Raw genomic sequence first — 18,527 nt, 5'->3', positions numbered from 1 at the left:
GGTCAACCGCTCGACCGGGCTCAATCACGCGACCGCGCAGCATTGCCTGGCCCATCGGGTCGGGAAAGCTGGCGGCGCGGCCCGTGCGGTGTGCCTTCGTGGTATCACTGTGCTGGCTCTGGCATACGCCACGGAACATCCAGACAGACAGGCCATTCGCTGATGCCCCCAAGCCGGTTGACCGGTCCGGAGATGATCGAGCTCCGGAATCTGCTCGCCGACGCGTTTCCGCGTTCGCGGTTCCGGGAGCTGCTGCTCGGCAGGCTGGACCGGCGGTTCGACGACTTCGTCGGGGCCGAGGTGGGGTACCGTGCGGCACTGCTGGACATCGTCCAGGATGCCAACGCCCAACTGTGGTGGCGTGACCTGCTCACCGCGGCCCGGCAGGCCCTGCCGTCGGACTCGGACCTGCTGGCGTTCGCGGCACGGTTCGAGCTGGCGCCGCAGACCGGCACCGGCGGCGCGTCGCTGGAGCTCAGGATCCGCCAGTCCAACTCGATGTACGACCTGGCCACGTGGCTGGCCCGGCTCGGCGAGATCGAGGGTCAGGTGTGCCGTGTCGAGGTGTCCCATCCCGGCGGGCTTGGCACCGGCACCGGATTCCTCGTGGGGCCCGACGTCGTCCTGACCAACTCTCACGTCGTGAAAGCCGTGGTCGACGGCGTCGTGGCACCGGCCGCGGTCCGGCTGCGGTTCGACTACCGGTATCTCGCCGACGGCGTCACGCCCGCGCCCGGGACCGTGCACCGGCTCGCCGCGGACTGGCTGATCGACCACAGCCCGCACAGCCGGCACGACGGAGAGGTCCCGCCAACAGGTGAACCGTCCGCCGACGAGCTCGACTACGCCCTCCTGCGGCTGGCCGGCCGCGCCGGCGAGGAGCCGGTCGGCGGGCCCACCAACGACGGCGAGTGGACGCCGCGGGGCTGGCTGAAGATGCCGGTCGCCGACCACGACTTCACGAAGGTCCGCGCCCTGTACATCGTGCAGCACGCCGACGGGGCACCGCTGCAGGTGGCGATCGACTCCGAGGCGGTCCTCGGCGTGAACAGCTCCGGCACGAGGGTCCGGTACGCGACGAACACCGAGCCGGGGTCGTCCGGCTCGCCGTGCTTCGGGCCGGACTGGCAGTGGGTCGCGGTCCATCACGCCGGCGACCCCCATTACCCCGCCTTCGGGGTCGCCGGGTACAACCAGGGCATCCCCGTGGCCGCGATCCGCGCCGCCACCCGCAAGCGCGGCACCGACACGGCGTTCGGGCCATGACGGTGCCGCGCTCAGCTGCGTCGGCTCGTCCTCGGATGGGCCGCGGACATGGCCTCCGGTGGCGTCGCCGGCCCGGAGGTGGCGCTACTTCGGAGTAACCTGGTGAGAGGGTCACCATGCCTTTCGTGAGCGCGTCACCGCGCGATTCGGGCTACCTCACCGACCGCTGGCGTTCAGCGCGTGATGGGATGCGGAAGAGGGCGCCCCTGACGCGGGTACGCCTGCTGTCGCTCGTGATTCGTGCGCAGCCGCCGCCGTGGCCGCTCGGGTTGCTCATCGCGGCGGTGGTGATCGCGACCGAGACCTTCGCGCTGATCCCGTTGCGCGGCACGGTTCGCGAGGATTCCCGAGGAATGATCTACCTCGTCGGGGTGCTGGTCGTCTCGATGGTGTGCGGTGCGACGACGGGCGCGCTGACGGCGGTGGCCAGCACCGCCGCGTACAACTACTTCCACGTGCCGCCCTTCGGCGAGTTCCAGCTCTCCACCGGTCAGGACCTCCAGGACGTGGCCGTGTTCGTGGCGGCTGCGCTGCTGGTCAGCGGTCTGGCGAACCTCGTGCGCAGACACGCCGCCGAGATCTCCGACCGGCGCCAGGAGGCCGATCTCAGCGCCGACCTCGCCCACGTGCTGCTCGGCGCCGAGCACCTGCACCCCGCGCTGGACACCGCCGCCCACCGGATCGCCCAGACACTGCGGATTCCCTGGGCCGAGATCGCAGTCGGCGGGTGTGCCGCCGACCCGGACCGCAGTGCGTTCCCGCTGCGCACCGGGCAGACCACGCTGGGCACCTTGCTCGTCCCGGCCGGCCTGTCAGAACCCGTCCGGCGGCGCCTGCGGGAGCGGGTCGTGCCCGTCCTCGCCTCGGTGCTCGGCGCGGCGCGGGAGCGCGAGACGAGCCGAGAGCAGACCGCGAACCTGGCCGAACAGCAGGCCGCGTTGCGCCGCGTGGCCACGCTCGTCGCTCGGGGAGCCGCCCCGGCCGAGGTGTTCGACGCCGTGGCCGAGGAGATCGGCCACGTCCTCGGCCCGTACCCCACGGCGTTGTACCGGTACGAGTCCAACGGCACCGTCACCAGAGTGGCCGGCGCCAAGGAGCTGGACCTGGCCGAGCAGACGTTCCCGGTCCGGGGCGAGTCGCTCCTGCCGATGGTGCTGCGGACCGGCGCCGCGGCCCGGATCGCCTCGTACGACGACGCCGCCGGACCCAACGCCGAGATCGCCCGCCGCGAAGGCATCCGCTCGGGAGTCGGTGTCCCGATCATGGTCGAGGGCCGTATCTGGGGTGTGGCCATCGTCGTGACGATGCGGCCCGAGCCGTTGCCGGGCGACACCGAAACCCGCATGGCCGACTTCACCGAGCTCGTCGCGACAGCGATCGTCAACGCCGAGACCAACGCGGAACTCACCGCGTCCCGGGCCCGCATCGTCGCCGCCAGCGACGAGGCACGCCGCCGCATCGAACGCGACCTGCATGACGGCGCGCAGCAACGGCTCGTCGCGCTCGGCCTCCAGATGCGCATGGTGGAGGAGACCCTGCCCGCCGGGTCCGCTCGGCACGACCTGTCGCAGGCCGTGAACGACGTGACCAGCGTCCTGCACGACCTGCAGGAGCTCTCGCGCGGCATCCACCCGGCCATCCTGTCCAAGGGCGGGCTCGGTGCGGCCGTCAGGGCCCTCGTCCGCCGCAGCGCCACACCCGTCGACCTCACCCTGGCCGTCCAGCGGCGGCTCCCCGAGCAGGTGGAGGTCGGCGCCTACTACGTCGTGTCCGAGGCGCTCACCAACACCGCCAAGCACGCCCAGGCGAGCCTGGTCCGCGTCGACCTCGAGGCCAGTGACGGCCGCCTGCGGATCTCGGTGCAGGACGACGGCGTCGGCGGCGCGAACCTCAAGAGCGGCTCGGGCCTCGTCGGCCTCCGCGACCGCGTCGCCACGCTCGGCGGCTGGCTGGAGGTCGCCAGCCCACCCGGCCACGGAACAGCACTGCTGGCCGAGATCCCGATCGACGGCGACTGAACGCCGGCGCCGGGCGATCCGCCGGGCCCGGCCCGGCGTCCTCACCCGCCTCGCCGCGCAGCGCTGCCGCTACCGGCCGGCGTGGAACTCACGTTCGTGGTAGGTCAGCGCAGTCGGCCGGGCCGATCCGTGCGGCGACGACCTTACGAGCCCTACAGGATGGTGAGGCGGGAGATCGCGACGAGGTCGGCACCGGCGTTCGCCTCGGCGACCAGTTGGCGGTGGCCGGCGTCGTCGGGGTCGCCGACGGTCGCGGAGACGGTGAGCGTGGTACCCCCGTCGTCGGGCACCAGCAGCGGCCGTTTGAACTGGGTCTCATGGTCGAGAACTCCGGCCAGGTCGCCGATCCATTCGGTGACCGCCCGTGCGGTCAGCGCCATGGTGAGCATCCCGTGCCCGATGACACCGGGCAGTCCCGCCTGTCCGGCGGCGTGATCGCTGAAGTGGATCGGGTTGAAGTCACCCGACGCGCCCGCGTAGCGGACCAGGTCCTGCCGGGTGACCTTGAACTCGCGGTCTGGAAGCTGCTGACCGGGCGCGGTCCAGGGTCGCGCCGGCTCCGCGTCGCGAGGGCCGGACCGGGGCCGGGTACCCCGTTCGACCAGCGTCGAGTATGCGGTGCAGACCGGCTCCCCGGCCGTGGTGGCGATCTCGCTGCGCGTGGTGACGATCTGGTGCACCCCGCCGGACTGAATCTGTTCGATGTGGACGGTCACGGTCAGTTCGTCGCCGGCCCGGATGTCCCTCGTGTGCCGGAATCGCTGGCGCCCGTGCACCACCCGGCTGTAGTCCAGCCCGAGTGCCGGGTCGGACAACACGTGCCGGGTAGCGGGCAGGCTCAGCACGATGGGAAACGTGGAGAGGACCACTGGCTGGCCGTTCTGGCCGGGGGTGGCTGCGGTGGCCAGGCCGAACTCCCGAATCTTCTCCCGACTGACCTGGTACGGCGCGGTGGGTGCGAACACCTTGCCAATGAACGCCTCGTTGAGCGGCATGTTCTTCTCCTGATCGGGGTCTGCTAGAGCGCGGTGGCCAGCCACGCGGCCAGGTCGACGTCGGTGGTCTTGAGGGTCAGCACGTCGACCCCGGCATCCGCCCAGGCCGCCAGCCGGTCCCGGATCCGTTCCCGGGGTCCCACGAGGGCGAGCTGGTCGATGAGCGCGTCCGGTACCGCGGCGGCCGCCTCGGTGCGGTGCCCGTCCAGGTACAGGTTCTGGATCTGCTGGGTGGTCGCCTCGTAGCCCAGCCGGGACGCCAGGTCGGCGTAGAAGTTGCGGCCGCGTGTGCCCATGCCGCCCAGGTACAGGGCGAACACCGGGCGCAGCGCGTCGTAGCAGGCCGTGAGGTCGGCTCCGGGCGCCATGTGCACCGTGGCCACGACCCGCAGCGGGCCCAGGTCCGCGGTGCGGCGGGCCAGCCCGGGGGCGAGTAGCTCGCGATACACCTCGGGCCGGTCGGGGCAGTAGAAGGCGGGCAGCCAGCCCTCGGCGAGCTGTCCGGCCAGCGCCACGTTGTGTGGGCCGTTGGCCGCCAACAGGACCGGTATCCGCGGGCGAATCGGGTGCAGTGTGGCCTTCAACGGGCGTGGTCGTTCCCGGTCGGCCCGCGGGTACGGCAGCGGGTAGTGGACGCCCGGGTAGGTCAACGGGTCCTGCCGGGCCACCACCGCGCGCACGATGTCGACGTACTCGCGAGTGCGGGCCAGCGGGGAGTCGAACGCGACGCCGTGCCAGCCCTCCACCACCTGTGGGCCGGAGATGCCGAGGCCGAGCAGCAGCCGGCCCTCGCTGAGCTGGTCGAGGGTGAGCGCGGTCATCGCGGTGGCGGCCGGGGTGCGTGCCGGCATCTGCAGCACCGCCGTGCCCAGGCCGATCCGACTGGTCACCGCCGCCAGGTAGGCCAGCACGCTGACCGCGTCGGAGCCGTACGCCTCCGAGACCCACAGGGAGTCCAGGCCGGCCGCGTCGGCGCGGCGGGCCACAGCGGCGAGGTCACGCAGGCCGGCGGAGTGTCCAAGGCTGAGTCCGAGTTTCATGAAGTCCGACTCTGTTCTGTATATAGAACGATCATTGTCTTGATTGCGAGAACATTAGAGACGCCAAGGATGAGCGTCAAGGTTCGGACCAGCGCTCATCTCTGCTGCAAAAGCGGCGTTGAGGGTTGACACCCCCGGATGATCCATTCCATGATGTTCGAACCCAACCCGTTGAACGTCGTTCTACTGACAGACCGTCGGCGCTTCCCGACCGCTCTTCGGGACGCCGAGAGCCGGAGCCTCCGGCTCGTCGCATCCATACCAAGCAGCCCTGCGCGCATTTCCCCAGCCAGGGCTTCCGGCCGCATTGCCCACCCCGCAGGGAGCGACCATGTCCCGTACCCGCGCGGCACGATGCCTGAGCATCGTGGCCACCTCACTCACGCTCGCCGCATTAGCCACCGGCTGCGGCGACGGCAAGGACTCCGGCTCGTCGTCCGGAAAAGACATCGTCATCGGCATGGTCGAGGACACCTCGGGCGGAACCGCGGCCACATCGGCCGAGGCGAGCACGGGGATCTCGCTGGCCATCGACGAGATCAACAAGGCGGGCGGCGTCGGCGGGCGATCGCTCAAGCTGATCCGTCAGAGCGACGGCAGCCAGCCCAGCCAGACGCCGGCCGTGCTTCGCAAGCTCGTCAGCGACGGTGCCCGCGTCATCATCATGAACTCGTCGTCGGCGTCGGCCCAGCAGGTCAAGCCGGTCGTCGAGCAGGAGAAGATCGTGGCCATCTCGGCGACGAACATCGCCACCGCCATCGCAGAACCGCCGAACAACACGTTCTCGTTCATCCTGGCCAACCCGATCACCGACATCGGCACCGTCTACGCGGCGGCGTTCAAGAAGATCGGCGTCACGAAGCTGGCGGTCATCACCGACGACTCGCCCACCATGGCCGGCCTCAACAAGGGGCTGCTGCCAATCTTCGAGCAGTCCGGCATCACCATCGTCGCCAACGAGAAGGCGCCGCTCAACAGCACCGACGTGGCGCCGCAACTGAGCCGCATCGCCGCCGCCAAGCCCGACGCGCTGTTCGTGTCCTCACTGGGAGGGCAGCTGGAGGTGCTGTTCCACAACACCGCGCATCAGATCATCCCCGACGCGCCCCGGATCTCCCTGGCGTCGATCGGTAACCAGCCGGAGACCTGGAAGCTGGCCAAGCCCGGCGCGTTGCGGCAGCTCGTCTACGCCAGCGCCATCTCCGCCGACAACGCCCGCTCGACCGAGCTGGGCGGCAAGCTCAAGGCCAAGCTGGGGGAGAAGTACCTCGGGCTCACCGCGTTCGCCGCGCAGGGCTACGACACCGTGTACCTGCTCAAGCAGGCGATCGAGAAGGCCGGCGTGGACAGCAGCCCGGCGCAGGTGCGAGACGGGCTCGAGCAGATCAGCAAGTTCCCGGCGAGCTGGGGACGGCAGGGCTTCACGATGAGTTTCACGTCCAGCAAGCACGTCGGCAGCGACGGGCTGTGCGGCATCGTGCTGCGCCGCTTCACCGAGCAGAACCAGCCCGGCGACAACTGGGCCGACTACCAGCCGCAGTGCTCATGACGGGCACGACAGGTCAGTCGCGCACCGCGTTCATCACGGGCGGTGCCCGGGGCATCGGGCGGACGTTCGCGCAGGCGCTCGTCGCCGACGGTACCCGGGTGGTCCTGGCAGACATCGACGGGGCGGCGGCGGAACAGGCCGCCGCCGATCTCGGGGCCGCCGTGGCGCTCGGGGTCGCCTGCGACACCGCCGACGAGGCGTCGGTGCAACGCGCCGTCGACGAGGCCGCGGCACACTTCGGCGGTCTTGACATCCTGATCAACAACGCCGGCAAGCACCTGATGGCCTGGAGCCGGCCGGTCACCGAGATCTCGACCGCCGGCTGGCGGGAGATCCTCGACGTGAACGTGCTGGGCATCGTCAACTGCGCCCGGGCCTGCCGGCCGCACCTGCGCCGCAGCGGCGCGGGTGCGGTACTCAACATCTCCTCGGTGTCCGGGTTCGCAGCCACCGACGTGTACGGCATCACCAAGCTCGCCGTGCGTGGCCTGACCGGCGCGCTGGCGAAGGAGTTCGCGCCCGACGGGATCCGGGTGAACTGCCTGGCCCCTGGGCCGATGGACTCCGAGTCGGCCATGGCCGACCTGCCCGAAGCGTTGCTTCGTGACTTCATCGCCAACAAGCAGCTCATCCAGCGCCAGGGCCGGATGGCCGACCTCGTGGGCGCCATGCGGTTCTTCTGCGGCGCGGACAGCGCCTTCATCACCGGCGAGACCCTGATCGTCGGTGGCGGTCACCCGCTTCGGGTCTGACTCGCATCACTACACCCCAAGGAGTGAGTTCCATGTCGTGGAGCCTGCATCACGTCAACCTGCCCGCCTCGGACGTCCGGGCGATGGCCGCCTTCTACTCGAAGGTGTTCGGCATGCAGGAGAAGACGTTCCCGTTCGTCGCCGACGGACGGGGCGCCCTGGAGACGGGCAACGACTTCGTCGCCCTGTTCGAGGACCACAACCAACGGCAGATCCACATCTGCAAGCCGACCCCGTCGCTGCCGTGGGACAACCAGCTGCGGCTGCACCCGGTCATCAACGGGCACATCGCCATCGAGGTGGATGACATCGACGGCGCGATGCGGCGGCTCGACGAGCTGGGCATGCCCTACAACGACACCGGCACGTGGGCGCTCAAGGGGTACCGGCAGGTCTACTGCTACGACCCGTCGATGAACGTCGTCGAGATCAACCAGAAGCACCCCTGAGACAACGATGCCCCTTCAGGTCATCGTCTCGATCATCGAGACAGGATGCTTCTTCGGTCTGCTGGCCGCGGCGATGTTCGTGGTGCGGGAGAGTTCCGGATTCTTCAACTTCGCGATCGGCGGATACGCGGTGTTCGCCGGGCTCGCCTCGGCGTACTTCACCAGCGTGCGGGGTCTGCCCGCCGCCGCCGGGGTCGTCATCGGGGTGATCGGCGCGGTCGCACTGGCGCTGCTGACCGAGGTGCTCGTGGTGCGTCCGATGTGGAAGCCGGGCGCCAACGAGGAGCTGCCGATGGTGATCGCGCTGGTGGCCACGCTGTTCGCCCTGGAACAGCTCGCCGGGGTGCTGTTCGGCCGTGCCGCGCTGCCCGGGCCACAACTGGTCGGGGACGGCTCGGTGCGGCTGGGCAGCGCCACGGTGACTTCCCAGGCCGCCCTGGAGGTCGGGCTGACCGCGCTGGCGTTCGGGTTGCTGCTGCTGTTCATCTACCGCACCCGGATGGGTCGAAGTCTGCGCGCGATCGGCGAGAACACGCCGGCCGCCATCGTCCTCGGGCTGCCGGTGCGGGCGGTACGCATCGCCTCGTTCACCCTCGCCGGGGTGCTGGCCGGCCTCGCGGGCAGCGTCTTCGCGGCACGCTCCGGGATCATCTTCGACAGCTCGATGGACTACACCCTCTTCGCGTTCCTGGCGCTGGTGATCGGCGGCACCTCGTCGGTGTGGGGGCCGCTGGCCGGCGGGCTGATCCTGGCCACCATCCAGTCGGCCGCGATCTTCTACTTCGGCGCGGCCGCCCTGCAGTACGCGACCCTGGCCGCCGCCGTGCTCTTCTTCGCCTTCCGCCCCCAGGGCATCTTCATGAAACGGGTACGGGTATGAGCGCCACCCGCCTGCGGCCCCTCGCCGAACCGGTCATCACCGGCGCGCTGCTGATCCTCGCCATCACCTGGGTCGGCACCGACGGGTACCGGCAGGACCTCGCCGTGCTCACCGTCACGTACGGGCTGATCGGGCTCGGCCTGTACAGCCACTTCATCATGGGCGATTCGCTGTCCATCGCCTACAACGCCTACGCGGCGATCGGCGGCTACGCGATGGGCCTGGTCGCCACCCGGACCGGCTGGCCGCTGCTGGTGTCGCTACCACTGGGCATCGTCGCCGCTGTGCTCATCTCCGTGGTGCTGGGCCTGGCCACCCGCCGGCTCAACGGCTTCTACCTGGCCGCCGTGACACTGCTGTTCGGCGAGGCGTTCCAGGCATGGCTCATCGACGCGCACGACGTCACCGGCGGCGCCGAGGGCGTGATCCTCACCCGGTCGATCAGTGTCTTCGGCGCGCAGCTCGGCCGGGACGAGATCGTGATCGTCGCGCTGGTACTGATGTGGCTGATCACGTTGCTGCTGTCCCGGTTGCGTCGCTCGCCGTTCGGCGTCGCGCTGCGGGCCAAGGGGCAGGCCGCGGTCGCCGTCGAGGCGGCCGGGGTGCCGGTGACCGCGCTGACGCTCATCTCGCTGAGCATCGGCGCCGCGATCGGCTCGCTGGCCGGTGCCGTGTTCACCACCGCGAACCTGTCGATCCTGCCGGAGTCGATCCCGCTGTCGGTGGCGTTCCTCGCGGTGTTCATCCCGTTCCTGGGCGGGCGTTCCAGCCCGTGGGGAGTGGTCATCGGCGCGCTGCTGGTCACGCAGCTCACCTTCAACCTCAACTTCTTCCAGGGTTCCGGGACGCTCCTGTTCGCCGTCGCCGTGGTGGCCGTGCTCATCTTCGCGCCGGAGGGTCTGATCGGCGTGGCCCGGGACCTGACCGGTCGGCTCGTCGGCGCTGTCAACCGAGGCGGACGCGATGAACGCTGACATCCTTTCCTGTCATGAGCTGACCAAGTCGTACGGCGGGGTCAAGGCGGTCACCGGCGCCTCGTTCGCGGTCGGCGCCGGTGAGATCGTCGGGCTGGTCGGTCCCAACGGCGCGGGCAAGAGCACGATCGTCGACCTGATCGGCGGCGAGCAGCGGCCCGACAGCGGCCAGGTCCTCGCCGGCGGGGTACCGCTGGCCGGCCCGCCGTCCCGCCGCGCCCGTCGCGCCGGGCTGGCCCGCACCTATCAGTACCCGCTGGTCGCCGGAGCGCTCACCGCCCGCGACAACATCATCGTCGGCGGCCTCGCCCGGGGCATGTCCTCCGGCCTTGCACTGCTGGGCACGGCGGTGCGAGGCGTGATCGCCCCAGGCGGTCGGGCGCTGCGCGAGGAGGCCGGCCACACAGCCGCCCGTCTCGGGCTGCACCGCATCGACCGGCTGGCCGCCGACCTGACCCTCGGCGAGCTGCGGCTGCTGGAGGTGGCCCGTGCACTGCTGCAGCACCCGCGCATCGCGCTGCTCGACGAGCCGTTCGCCGGACTGGCCGCCGACGGCATAGCCGGCCTGTCCGAATCCATCCGCACGGTGGCCGCCGGGGGCACGGCCGTGCTGCTGGTCGACCACAACGTCGACATCGTGGCCTCGATGGCCGACCGGATGGTGCTGATGGCCGGCGGCACGGTCGTCTTCGACGGCGCACCCCGCGACTGCCTCGCCAGCGCCGAGATGCAGGCAGTCTACTTCGGCACCGGGCAGGTGGATCGATGAGCGAGACGGGACTGCGGGCCTCCGGCCTGACCGTCCGGTACGGACGGGCCAGCGCGCTGAACCTCGCCGGTACCGAGCTGCGGGTGCCGGCGGGGCGGGTGACCCTGGTGGTCGGCCCCAACGGCGCCGGCAAGAGCAGTCTGGCCCTTGCCATGTACGGCTCCGTGCCGGCGGGCGGGCAGGTGTTCCTCGGCGGCCGGGACGTCTCCGCGCTGCCCACCCGGAACCGGGCCCGGGCCGGGCTCGCCCTGGTACCGCAGGGCCGGCAGCTCTTCGCGCGGATGAGCGTCCGGGAGAACCTGATGGTCAGCGCCGAACTGCTGCGACTGGACCCGGCGCGGGTGGAGCAGGCACTGGACCGCTTTCCGATCCTGCGGACCCGCGCCAACCGGCCGGCCGGCGTGCTCTCCGGCGGTGAGCAGCAGATGATGGTGGTGGCCCGGGCGTTGATGACCGACCCCAGCGTGCTGCTGCTCGACGAGATGGCCACCGGGCTGGCCCCGCTGATCGTGGAGGACCTGCTGCGCACCGTGCGGGATCTGGCCCGGTCGGGCACCGCCGTGCTGCTGGCCTCGCCGACCATCGGCGTGCTCGGCCAGGTCGCCGACGGTGGCGTCGTGCTGATGCGCGGCCGGGTCGTCGCCGAACACGATGACGTCGCCGAACTGGACGCCGCCTACCAGGCCGCCATGGGCGCCGTCGTGGAGGGCTGAGCCGTGATCGATGGCACTGCGGTGATCGGTTTCGTGGGGCTGGGCAACATCGGCCGGCCGATGGCCGGCACGCTCGCGGCTGCGTTCCCGGTGGTCGTGTACGACGTGAACGCGTCGGCCGCCGCCGGGGTGCCCGGTGCCCGGGTCGCGGCCTCGCTGGCCGACCTGGGCGCCGCCGCCACCGTGGTGGGCGTCGCCGTGTACGACGACAGCCAGGTCCGCGACGTGGTGACCGGACTGCTGGCAGGGATGCGCCCCGGCAGCACCATCCTGGTGCACAGCACCATCTCGCCGGGCACCGTGCGAGACGTCGCGGCCCAGGCGGGCGCGGCCGGGGTGGCGCTGCTGGACGTGGCGGTCGCCGGCGGCGACAGCGTGGCACGACGTGGCGAACTCACCCTGATGGTCGGCGGCGACCCGGACGAGTTGGCCCGCGTCCGCCCGGTCCTCGACGCCCTGGGCAGCCGGATCCACCACGTCGGGCCGGTCGGCGCCGGACTGGCCGCCAAGCTGGCCAACAACCTCGCGCTGCACGTCGGGTTCCAGGTGCTGGAAGAGGCCCTGGCCCTGGGCGGCGACGCGGGCGTCGGCGAGGCGGAGCTGCTGGACGTGCTGGACTCCGGCACCGCGCGGTCCTGGTTGACCGGCAACTTCGCCTACTACCGCCGCCAGATCCGCGAGGTACTGCCGCCCGGCATGGTCGCCAAGGACCTGCGCGCCGCCGTCGCGCTGGCCGGCGACGGCGCGGACATCCCGCTGACCAGGCTCGCCGCCGGCACCCCGCGGGAGGCGGTGGTGGTGGCGGCGCTGCGGACCCCGCTGGGCCGCCGCCGGGGCGCGCTGAGCACGGTGCGCCCGGACGAACTGCTGGCCTACACCCTGCTCCGGCTCGTCCAGCGGGCCGGCATCGCACCGGACGCTGTGGACGACGTGATTGCCGGATGCGTCAATGCGGTCGGTGAGCAGGGCCGCAACATCGCCCGGGTGGCCGCGCTGGCCGCCGGCCTGCCGGTCACGGTGCCCGGCGTGACGGTCAACCGGATGTGCGGATCCAGCCAGCAGGCGCTGCACTTCGCGGCGCAAGCGGTGCTGAGCGGTCAGCAGCGGATGGTGATCGCCGCCGGTGTCGAGTCGATGTCCCGGGTACCGCTGGGCGCCGATGCGGCGGGCGTCGCGCCACCTGACGCGGTCACGGGCCGGTACGCGCTGGTGGACCAGGGCGTGGCGGCGGACCGGATCGCCGCGCGTTGGCGCCTGGACCGTGCCGAGCTGGACGCCTTCGCCCTGGCCAGCCACCGCAACGCCGAGGCCGCCTGGCGGGACGGCCGGTTCGCCGACGAGTGCGTGCCGGTACCTGCCGACCTCACCGCTGCACTGCTCGCCGGCGAGCTGCCCGACGCGGGCTGGCTCATCGAGCGCGACGCGGGCATCCGGCCGGACACCTCGCTGGCGACCCTGGCCACGCTGGAGCCCGCCTTCGGCGCGGGCGGCGTGCACCACGCCGGCAACTCCAGCCAGCTCACCGACGGCGCGGCGGCCGTGCTGGTCTGCGATCGCGCTGAGGCGCAACGGCACGGCCTGGTGCCGCTGGCCCGGATCGTGGACACCGAAGTGGTCGGCGTGGAACCCGACCTGATGCTGCACGGCGTCATCCCGGTGACCCAGCGCATCCTGGCACGCACCGGACTCACCCTCGCCGATATCGACCTGTATGAGGTCAACGAGGCGTTTGCCAGCGTCCCGCTGGCCTGGCTGCGGGAGACAGGCGCCGATCCCGACCGGCTCAACGTCAACGGTGGCGCCATCGCGCTGGGCCACCCGACCGGGTGCTCAGGCGTCCGGCTGGCCACCACCCTGCTGCACGAGCTGCGCCGCCGGGGCGGTCGCTACGGATTGCAGGTCATGTGCACCGGATACGGGATGGCCACCGCGACGCTCTACGAACGGATGGGTGAGGCATGAGCGAACTGCTGCCGGAGCAGACCCGGGAGATTCTGGATGGGCTGCGCGACTTCCTCGAAGCCGAGGTGCTCGCCCGCCACGGCGACGCCCATGCACTGCTGTCCGACCCGCGCCAGCGGTACGGGCCGGACGGCCGGCACGTCGCCGCGGTCGAGGAGCACCGCCGCGCCGTCCGGATGGCCTCGTCCCGCGCCGGGTACTACACGATGTGCGTTCCCGAGGAGCTCGGCGGCGGTGGGCAGGGCGCGGTCACCATGTACGCGGCGTGGGAGCTCATCAACCGGCTCTGCGGCAGCGCCGGCTGGCTGGGCAGCGAGGTGGTGGCGCACTGGGCGACCGGACCGAGCGTGGTGTTCGCCCGCGCCGGGCAACGGCTGCGCGACACGTTCCTCGGGCCCCTCCTGTCCGGCGAGCAGACCATGTGCTTCGCGATGTCCGAGCCGGGCGCCGGCTCGGACGTGTGGCAGATGTCGACCCGGGCGGTACCCGAGGCGGGCGGCTGGCGGCTCACCGGCGTCAAGCAGTGGATCTCCAATGGGCCGCATGCCGACCTGGCCCTCGTCTTCGCGGTCACCGACCCCGAGAGGGTACGGGCCCGGGCGGGCGGCATCTCGGCCTTCCTGGTGCCGACCGACGCGCCGGGATTCCGGGTGGACAGTGTCATCGGCCTGTACGGCCAGACGGGCGGCGAGCATGCCATCCTGTCGATGGACGACGTGCGCGTCGAGGACTGGCAGCTGTTCGGCGAGCCGGGCGGCGGGCTGTCGCTCGGGTTGGACGGCATCGCCACCGGCCGGCTGTACAACACGGCGAAGGGCGTCGGGTTGGCACGCTGGGCGCTGGGCCTCGCGGTCGAGTTCGCCACCGGACGGGAGACATTCGGTACTCGGCTGTTCGACAACCAGGGCATCTCGTTCCCGCTGGCGGATGCCGCCACCCGGATTCACGCGGCGCACCTGATGGGGCTGCACGCCGCCGGACTGGTCGACGCCGGGCGGCCCGCCCTGACCGAGGTGGCGATGGCCAAGCTGTTCGCCACCGAGATGGCCACCGATGTCATCGACCAGGCTATGCAGACGCTCGGCGGGATGGGCATCACGACCGAGGTGGGGCTTGCGAAGGCGTGGCAGAGCATGCGAACGGTACGGATCGCGGACGGCTCGTCGGAGATACTCAAGCGGCTCATCTCACGGCGTCTGGCCAATGGCGAGGTGAGCGGATGACTCGAGGTGAAGGTGCCATGTCCGAGGAGTACCGAGTCCCCGCCATCGAACGGGCCGTACGGGTGCTGAGGCTGCTCGCCGCGCGGGACTCGATGTCGCTGGCGCAGACGGTGGAAGCCACCGGGATGAACAAGAGCACCACCTACTACATCCTGCGCACCCTGCTGGCCGAGAACCTCGTGCAGTACGACGACGCCGGGCAGCGCTACCAGCTCGGCCCGGCCCTGGTCGAGCTCGGTGCCGCCGCGGCCAACCAGATGAACGACGTCAGCATCGCCAAGCGCAGCCTGGCCGAACTGCTGGAACAGATGAACGTCACGATCGTGCTGTACCGGCGGATCAGCCTGACCGAGATCATCTTGGTCGACAAGCTGGAACGCCCGCACCGGGTACGCATCACCCTGCAGGTCGGCACGCCGGTGCCGATCCAGGGCGGCTCGTTCGGCCGGGTCTTCCTCGCCTACGACCAGCCGTCGCAAGTCAACGCCGCGCTGGCCACCGGGCTGCAACTGTTCACCAGCAAGAGCGTCACTCGTAAGGAGATCTTCCTGCGGGATCTGGAACGCGTGCGCGAGCAGGGTTTCGCGGTCGACCACGAGGGTTACGCGCTGGGCGTCAGCACAGTCGCCGCGCCGGTCTTCGGGCCGGATGGGCGGATCCTGCTGGTCGCCGCCGCCGTGGGTTTCACCAATGAGATGGACGAACAACGATCCGCGCTGTACGGGCGACTGCTGCGCGAATGCTGCGAGCGGATCACGAAGATGCTCGCCGGTCGCACCGAACTCGTCGGTCAGGACGAGCCCTGGGTCGGCCACCAACCTCTGAAGGACAGGGAGTACCGCACATGACGGCTACGGCCTCGGTTTCAACACAGTCGCTCCGCGGTCAGGTGGCCGTGGTCACCGGTGGAGCGGGCGGACTGGGCCTGGCCATCGGCCGGGAGCTCGGGCTGGCCGGCGCCACCGTCATTGTCGCCGACATCGCCGCCGAACCCGCCGCCCGGGGTGCCGAGCAGTTCGCCGCGGATGGCATCGACGCACATCCGCACGTGCTCGACGTGACGTCCCGGCAGAGCATCGACGCGATGGCCGCCGAGGTGAACGACCGCCACGGCCGCATCGACATCCTGGTCAACAACGCCGGCTTCCCGGTGGACCGGCCGTTGGTGTCCATGAGCGACGACGACTGGCACCAGGTGCTCAACGTGTGCCTGTACGGCACCTTCGCGTGCAGCCGTGCCGTGGCGCCGGGCATGATCGAGCGCAGCTATGGACGGATCATCAACATCAGCTCCCGCGCCTACCTGGGCAACCCGGGGCAGGCGAACTACGCCGCGGCCAAGGCCGGCATCGTCGGCCTGACCCGTACCCTGGCCAAGGAACTCGGCCGGTACAACATCACGGTCAACGCGATCGCCCCCGGCCTGATCGCCACCGAGACCGTCCGCCGGCACCCGAAGTTCGACGCCATCGCGGAACGGGCGCAGCGCGCCAACTCGATCCGCCGCCTCGGCACCCCCGAAGACATCTCCGCCGCCGCGCTGTACCTCGCCTCGCCGGCCGCCTCGTTCGTCACCGGGGACGTGCTGCACGTCACCGGCGGCCGGTTCAGCTGAGGCGGCGGCAATGGACGTCCTGCTGAACGAGGACGAGCGGCTGCTGCGCGACAGTGTGCGCTCGTACCTCGACGCGAAGATCGCGCCGATCGTGACTGAGCACGAACGGGCACGCACCTTTCCCTGGCATCGGCTGGTCGAGCTGTACGAGTTCGGGTACGTGCGCGGCGTGGTACCGGAAGCAGACGGCGGCGACGGTGCCAGCCACATGGTGCTGGCGCTGCTGATGCAGGAGGCGGGCCGCTGCTGGGGTTCGCTGCGCACCACGCTCAACGTGCAGAGCATGCTGGCCCGGGTACTGAGCACGGCCGGCACGCCGGAGCAGAAGGAGCGGTTCCTGCGGCCGCTGCTGGCCGGGCAGCGGTTCGGCTGGTTCGCGCTCACCGAACCCGACGCGGGTTCCGACGCCGGGGCGCTGCGCACGACAGCCCGGCGTGACGGGGATGACTACGTCATCAACGGGCGGAAGCTGTACATCACCAACGCCTTGGCCGGCGACTTCGGGGTCGTGCTGGCCCGCGTGCCGGACACCGGCGAGGTCAGCGCGTTCCTGGTCGACCGGGCGGAGTCGCAGTATCAGGCCTACGACATCCCGCACATGCCGCTGCGGGCCACGACCAGCTGCGAACTGGTCTTCGACCAGACCCGGGTGCCGGCGGCGAACGTGCTCGGCGAGTTGGGCCGTGGGCTGGCCCTGGCGATGGCCGGCGTCAACCTGGGCCGGTTGAACATGGCCATGGGTGCGGTCGGGCTGGCCCAGGCCTGCCTGGAGTCCTGTGTGAGCTTCGCTCGCACCCGGGAACAGTTCGGCCGCCCGATCGCCGGATTCCAACTGGTGCAGGAGATGGTGGTGCAGGTCGCCACACTCACCGAGACGGCCCGGCTGCTGGGCTATCAGGCAGCCCGCACGCTCGACGCCGGGCTGCCGGGCCGGTACGAGTGCTCGATGGCCAAGTACTACTGCGGCGAGGCTGCCGGTCAGGCGGCCACGCTGGCGTTGCAGGTGCACGGCGGGGCCGGGCTGATGGAGGAGTCCCCGGTGGAGCGCTACTTCCGCGACGCGCGGGAGGCGACCATCCCCGAGGGCACCAGCCAGATCCAGATCCTGCACCTGGGCAAGCACCTGCTCGGGGTGTCAGCACTGCGATGAACACAGCACACGAAGAGGGAGACGTCATGTCCGGGCCGCTGCACGGGGTACGGGTCATCGAGGTGGCGGCGCTCGGCCCGGTGCCGTTCGCCGGGATGCTGCTGGCTGACATGGGTGCCGAGGTGATCCGGGTCGACCGGGTGGGCGCCCCCGCGCCGGGCGCGGGAGCGAGCGCCGGGACGGATCCGCGGCACCGGCACCGGCGCACCGTGGCACTGGACCTCAAGCGGTCCGAGGGCGTGGACCTGTTGCTGCGCCTCGTGGAGGGCGCCGACGTGTTGATGGAGGGGATGCGGCCCGGCGTGATGGAGCGGCTCGGTGCCGGCCCGCAACCCTGCCTGGAGCGCAATCCGGGGCTGATCTACGCACGGATGACCGGTTGGGGGCAGGACGGGCCGCTGGCCCAGCGCGCCGGGCACGACATCAACTACATCGGGATCGCCGGCGCGCTGTATCCGATGGGGCCGGCCGAGCTGCCACCGCCGGTGCCGTTGAACCTGGTCGGCGACTTCGGCGGGGGAGCGCTGTACCTGGCCTTCGGTATCGCATGCGCACTGCGGGAACGGGAGCGCTCCGGGGCCGGGCAGGTCATCGACGCGGCGATGGTGGACGGGGTGGTCTCGCTGACCGCGATGTTCCACGGGATGCTGGCCGCCGGCACCTGGTCGGACCGGCGGGAGAGCAACGTGCTCGACGGCGGTGCGCCGTTCTACCGCACGTACCGCACCAGCGACGGCGGCTTCATGGCGGTCGGCGCGATCGAGCCGCAGTTCTACGCCCAGCTGCTGTCCGGGCTCGAGTTGGCCGCCGATGACTTTCCGCAGCACGACCGGGAGCGCTGGCCGGCGCAGGCCGCCGCGTTCGCCCGGATCTTCGCCACCCGCACCCGGGACGAGTGGACGGCGGCCTTCGACGGTACCGACGCCTGCGTCACGCCGGTGCTGTCGATGGCCGAGGCCGCCACGCACCCGCACCTGGCCGCCCGGCGCACCCTGGTCCCGGTCGCGGGTGCGCCCCAGCCGGCGCCCGCGCCGCGGTTCTCCCGGACCGCACCGGTGCCGCCGGGCCCGCCGGTCGGGTACAGCCGGCACACCGACGAACTGCTCGGCGGGCTCGGGATGTCCACAGTGGACATCGAACGGCTGCGTGCCGACCGGATCGTGGGATAGGCC

The 18,527-nt window shown here is 71.0% G+C and carries 16 protein-coding genes and 3 pseudogenes; 16 read left to right on the top strand and 3 right to left on the bottom strand.

The window, feature by feature from the left end; all coding sequences use genetic code 11:
- The first annotated feature begins 162 nt into the window (after nucleotides 1-162).
- Both ACQEVZ_RS07085 and ACQEVZ_RS07080 read left to right on the top strand, forming a co-directional pair.
- Nucleotides 163-1,266, top strand: a complete 1,104-nt coding sequence (locus ACQEVZ_RS07085) for a trypsin-like peptidase domain-containing protein (RefSeq protein ID WP_433362900.1) — start codon at nucleotides 163-165, stop codon at nucleotides 1,264-1,266.
- 233 nt (nucleotides 1,267-1,499) lie between these two features.
- A complete protein-coding gene (locus ACQEVZ_RS07080; protein WP_433362897.1) occupies nucleotides 1,500-3,284 on the top strand; it encodes a sensor histidine kinase in 1,785 nt (594 codons plus the stop codon).
- 152 nt (nucleotides 3,285-3,436) lie between these two features.
- On the opposite strand, the pseudogene ACQEVZ_RS07075 reads toward ACQEVZ_RS07080, so the two are convergent.
- The 3 genes and pseudogenes from ACQEVZ_RS07075 to ACQEVZ_RS07065 form a co-directional block, all read right to left on the bottom strand.
- Nucleotides 3,437-3,811: pseudogene (locus ACQEVZ_RS07075) on the bottom strand (MaoC/PaaZ C-terminal domain-containing protein); the annotation flags it as partial.
- A gap of 63 nt (nucleotides 3,812-3,874) precedes the next feature.
- Nucleotides 3,875-4,279 (bottom strand): annotated as a pseudogene (locus ACQEVZ_RS07070) (FAS1-like dehydratase domain-containing protein); the annotation flags it as partial.
- Between the two features lie 23 nt (nucleotides 4,280-4,302).
- On the bottom strand, nucleotides 4,303-5,319 hold the full coding sequence (locus tag ACQEVZ_RS07065) for an LLM class F420-dependent oxidoreductase (protein ID WP_433362894.1): 1,017 nt from the start codon (nucleotides 5,317-5,319) through the stop codon (nucleotides 4,303-4,305).
- A gap of 331 nt (nucleotides 5,320-5,650) precedes the next feature.
- Between ACQEVZ_RS07065 and ACQEVZ_RS07060 the strand changes: the two genes are divergently transcribed.
- The 14 genes and pseudogenes from ACQEVZ_RS07060 (at nucleotide 5,651) to ACQEVZ_RS06995 (ending at nucleotide 18,524) form a co-directional block, all read left to right on the top strand.
- Nucleotides 5,651-6,868 carry an ABC transporter substrate-binding protein gene (locus ACQEVZ_RS07060; protein ID WP_433362890.1) on the top strand — a complete coding sequence of 406 codons (1,218 nt, stop codon included), beginning with the start codon at nucleotides 5,651-5,653 and terminating at the stop codon, nucleotides 6,866-6,868.
- Nucleotides 6,865-7,620 carry an SDR family NAD(P)-dependent oxidoreductase gene (locus tag ACQEVZ_RS07055; protein ID WP_433362887.1) on the top strand — a complete coding sequence of 252 codons (756 nt, stop codon included), beginning with the start codon at nucleotides 6,865-6,867 and terminating at the stop codon, nucleotides 7,618-7,620. Before ACQEVZ_RS07060 ends, ACQEVZ_RS07055 begins: the two co-directional genes overlap by 4 nt.
- Before the next feature lie 32 nt (nucleotides 7,621-7,652).
- Nucleotides 7,653-8,069 (top strand): VOC family protein, encoded by a 417-nt coding sequence (locus ACQEVZ_RS07050; protein ID WP_238009904.1) that lies wholly within the window; start codon nucleotides 7,653-7,655, stop codon nucleotides 8,067-8,069.
- Nucleotides 8,070-8,076: 7 nt separating this feature from the next.
- The gene (locus ACQEVZ_RS07045) at nucleotides 8,077-8,949 is read left to right on the top strand and encodes a branched-chain amino acid ABC transporter permease (protein ID WP_344513940.1); all 873 of its coding nucleotides are present in this window, start codon (nucleotides 8,077-8,079) and stop codon (nucleotides 8,947-8,949) included.
- Nucleotides 8,946-9,923, top strand: a complete 978-nt coding sequence (locus tag ACQEVZ_RS07040) for a branched-chain amino acid ABC transporter permease (RefSeq protein ID WP_190252746.1) — start codon at nucleotides 8,946-8,948, stop codon at nucleotides 9,921-9,923. The genes ACQEVZ_RS07045 and ACQEVZ_RS07040 overlap by 4 nt, the downstream gene beginning before the upstream one ends.
- A complete protein-coding gene (locus ACQEVZ_RS07035; RefSeq protein ID WP_433362881.1) occupies nucleotides 9,913-10,692 on the top strand; it encodes an ABC transporter ATP-binding protein in 780 nt (259 codons plus the stop codon). The genes ACQEVZ_RS07040 and ACQEVZ_RS07035 overlap by 11 nt, the downstream gene beginning before the upstream one ends.
- Nucleotides 10,689-11,405, top strand: coding sequence for an ABC transporter ATP-binding protein (locus ACQEVZ_RS07030; RefSeq protein WP_344513934.1), 717 nt, complete (start codon nucleotides 10,689-10,691; stop codon nucleotides 11,403-11,405). The genes ACQEVZ_RS07035 and ACQEVZ_RS07030 overlap by 4 nt, the downstream gene beginning before the upstream one ends.
- 3 nt (nucleotides 11,406-11,408) lie before the next feature.
- A pseudogene (locus ACQEVZ_RS07025) lies at nucleotides 11,409-12,170 on the top strand (NAD(P)-dependent oxidoreductase); the annotation flags it as partial.
- Nucleotides 12,162-13,367 carry a thiolase family protein gene (locus ACQEVZ_RS07020; protein ID WP_433376664.1) on the top strand — a complete coding sequence of 402 codons (1,206 nt, stop codon included), beginning with the start codon at nucleotides 12,162-12,164 and terminating at the stop codon, nucleotides 13,365-13,367. The pseudogene ACQEVZ_RS07025 and the gene ACQEVZ_RS07020, both read left to right, overlap by 9 nt.
- On the top strand, nucleotides 13,364-14,590 hold the full coding sequence (locus ACQEVZ_RS07015; RefSeq protein WP_433362877.1) for an acyl-CoA dehydrogenase family protein: 1,227 nt from the start codon (nucleotides 13,364-13,366) through the stop codon (nucleotides 14,588-14,590). The genes ACQEVZ_RS07020 and ACQEVZ_RS07015 overlap by 4 nt, the downstream gene beginning before the upstream one ends.
- Nucleotides 14,587-15,438, top strand: coding sequence for an IclR family transcriptional regulator (locus ACQEVZ_RS07010; RefSeq protein WP_433376661.1), 852 nt, complete (start codon nucleotides 14,587-14,589; stop codon nucleotides 15,436-15,438). Before ACQEVZ_RS07015 ends, ACQEVZ_RS07010 begins: the two co-directional genes overlap by 4 nt.
- Nucleotides 15,435-16,205, top strand: coding sequence for an SDR family NAD(P)-dependent oxidoreductase (locus tag ACQEVZ_RS07005; RefSeq protein ID WP_344513930.1), 771 nt, complete (start codon nucleotides 15,435-15,437; stop codon nucleotides 16,203-16,205). Before ACQEVZ_RS07010 ends, ACQEVZ_RS07005 begins: the two co-directional genes overlap by 4 nt.
- Before the next feature lie 10 nt (nucleotides 16,206-16,215).
- Nucleotides 16,216-17,355: an acyl-CoA dehydrogenase family protein gene (locus ACQEVZ_RS07000; RefSeq protein ID WP_344513928.1), complete on the top strand. Its 1,140-nt coding sequence runs from the start codon at nucleotides 16,216-16,218 to the stop codon at nucleotides 17,353-17,355.
- A 26-nt stretch (nucleotides 17,356-17,381) separates the two neighbouring features.
- Nucleotides 17,382-18,524, top strand: a complete 1,143-nt coding sequence (locus ACQEVZ_RS06995; protein ID WP_344513926.1) for a CaiB/BaiF CoA transferase family protein — start codon at nucleotides 17,382-17,384, stop codon at nucleotides 18,522-18,524.
- Nucleotides 18,525-18,527: the final 3 nt, after the last annotated feature.

The organism is Dactylosporangium sp. CA-152071 (assembly GCF_050936335.1).
Taxonomy (GTDB): domain Bacteria; phylum Actinomycetota; class Actinomycetes; order Mycobacteriales; family Micromonosporaceae; genus Dactylosporangium; species Dactylosporangium maewongense.
Note: the sequence above shows the minus strand (reverse complement) of the source record. Positions and strands in the feature narration are given on the sequence as shown.

Excerpts from the sequence above, each read along its gene's own strand:
- ACQEVZ_RS07085 (WP_433362900.1), top strand. The coding sequence starts at position 163 with ATGCCCCCAAGCCGGTTGACCGGTCCGGAGATGATCGAGCTCCGGAAT.
- ACQEVZ_RS07065 (WP_433362894.1), bottom strand. The coding sequence starts at position 5,319 with ATGAAACTCGGACTCAGCCTTGGACACTCCGCCGGCCTGCGTGACCTC.
- ACQEVZ_RS07060 (WP_433362890.1), top strand. The coding sequence starts at position 5,651 with ATGTCCCGTACCCGCGCGGCACGATGCCTGAGCATCGTGGCCACCTCA.
- ACQEVZ_RS07055 (WP_433362887.1), top strand. The coding sequence starts at position 6,865 with ATGACGGGCACGACAGGTCAGTCGCGCACCGCGTTCATCACGGGCGGT.
- ACQEVZ_RS07050 (WP_238009904.1), top strand. The coding sequence starts at position 7,653 with ATGTCGTGGAGCCTGCATCACGTCAACCTGCCCGCCTCGGACGTCCGG.
- ACQEVZ_RS07045 (WP_344513940.1), top strand. The coding sequence starts at position 8,077 with ATGCCCCTTCAGGTCATCGTCTCGATCATCGAGACAGGATGCTTCTTC.
- ACQEVZ_RS07040 (WP_190252746.1), top strand. The coding sequence starts at position 8,946 with ATGAGCGCCACCCGCCTGCGGCCCCTCGCCGAACCGGTCATCACCGGC.
- ACQEVZ_RS07035 (WP_433362881.1), top strand. The coding sequence starts at position 9,913 with ATGAACGCTGACATCCTTTCCTGTCATGAGCTGACCAAGTCGTACGGC.
- ACQEVZ_RS07030 (WP_344513934.1), top strand. The coding sequence starts at position 10,689 with ATGAGCGAGACGGGACTGCGGGCCTCCGGCCTGACCGTCCGGTACGGA.
- ACQEVZ_RS07015 (WP_433362877.1), top strand. The coding sequence starts at position 13,364 with ATGAGCGAACTGCTGCCGGAGCAGACCCGGGAGATTCTGGATGGGCTG.
- ACQEVZ_RS07010 (WP_433376661.1), top strand. The coding sequence starts at position 14,587 with ATGACTCGAGGTGAAGGTGCCATGTCCGAGGAGTACCGAGTCCCCGCC.
- ACQEVZ_RS07005 (WP_344513930.1), top strand. The coding sequence starts at position 15,435 with ATGACGGCTACGGCCTCGGTTTCAACACAGTCGCTCCGCGGTCAGGTG.
- ACQEVZ_RS07000 (WP_344513928.1), top strand. The coding sequence starts at position 16,216 with ATGGACGTCCTGCTGAACGAGGACGAGCGGCTGCTGCGCGACAGTGTG.
- ACQEVZ_RS06995 (WP_344513926.1), top strand. The coding sequence starts at position 17,382 with ATGTCCGGGCCGCTGCACGGGGTACGGGTCATCGAGGTGGCGGCGCTC.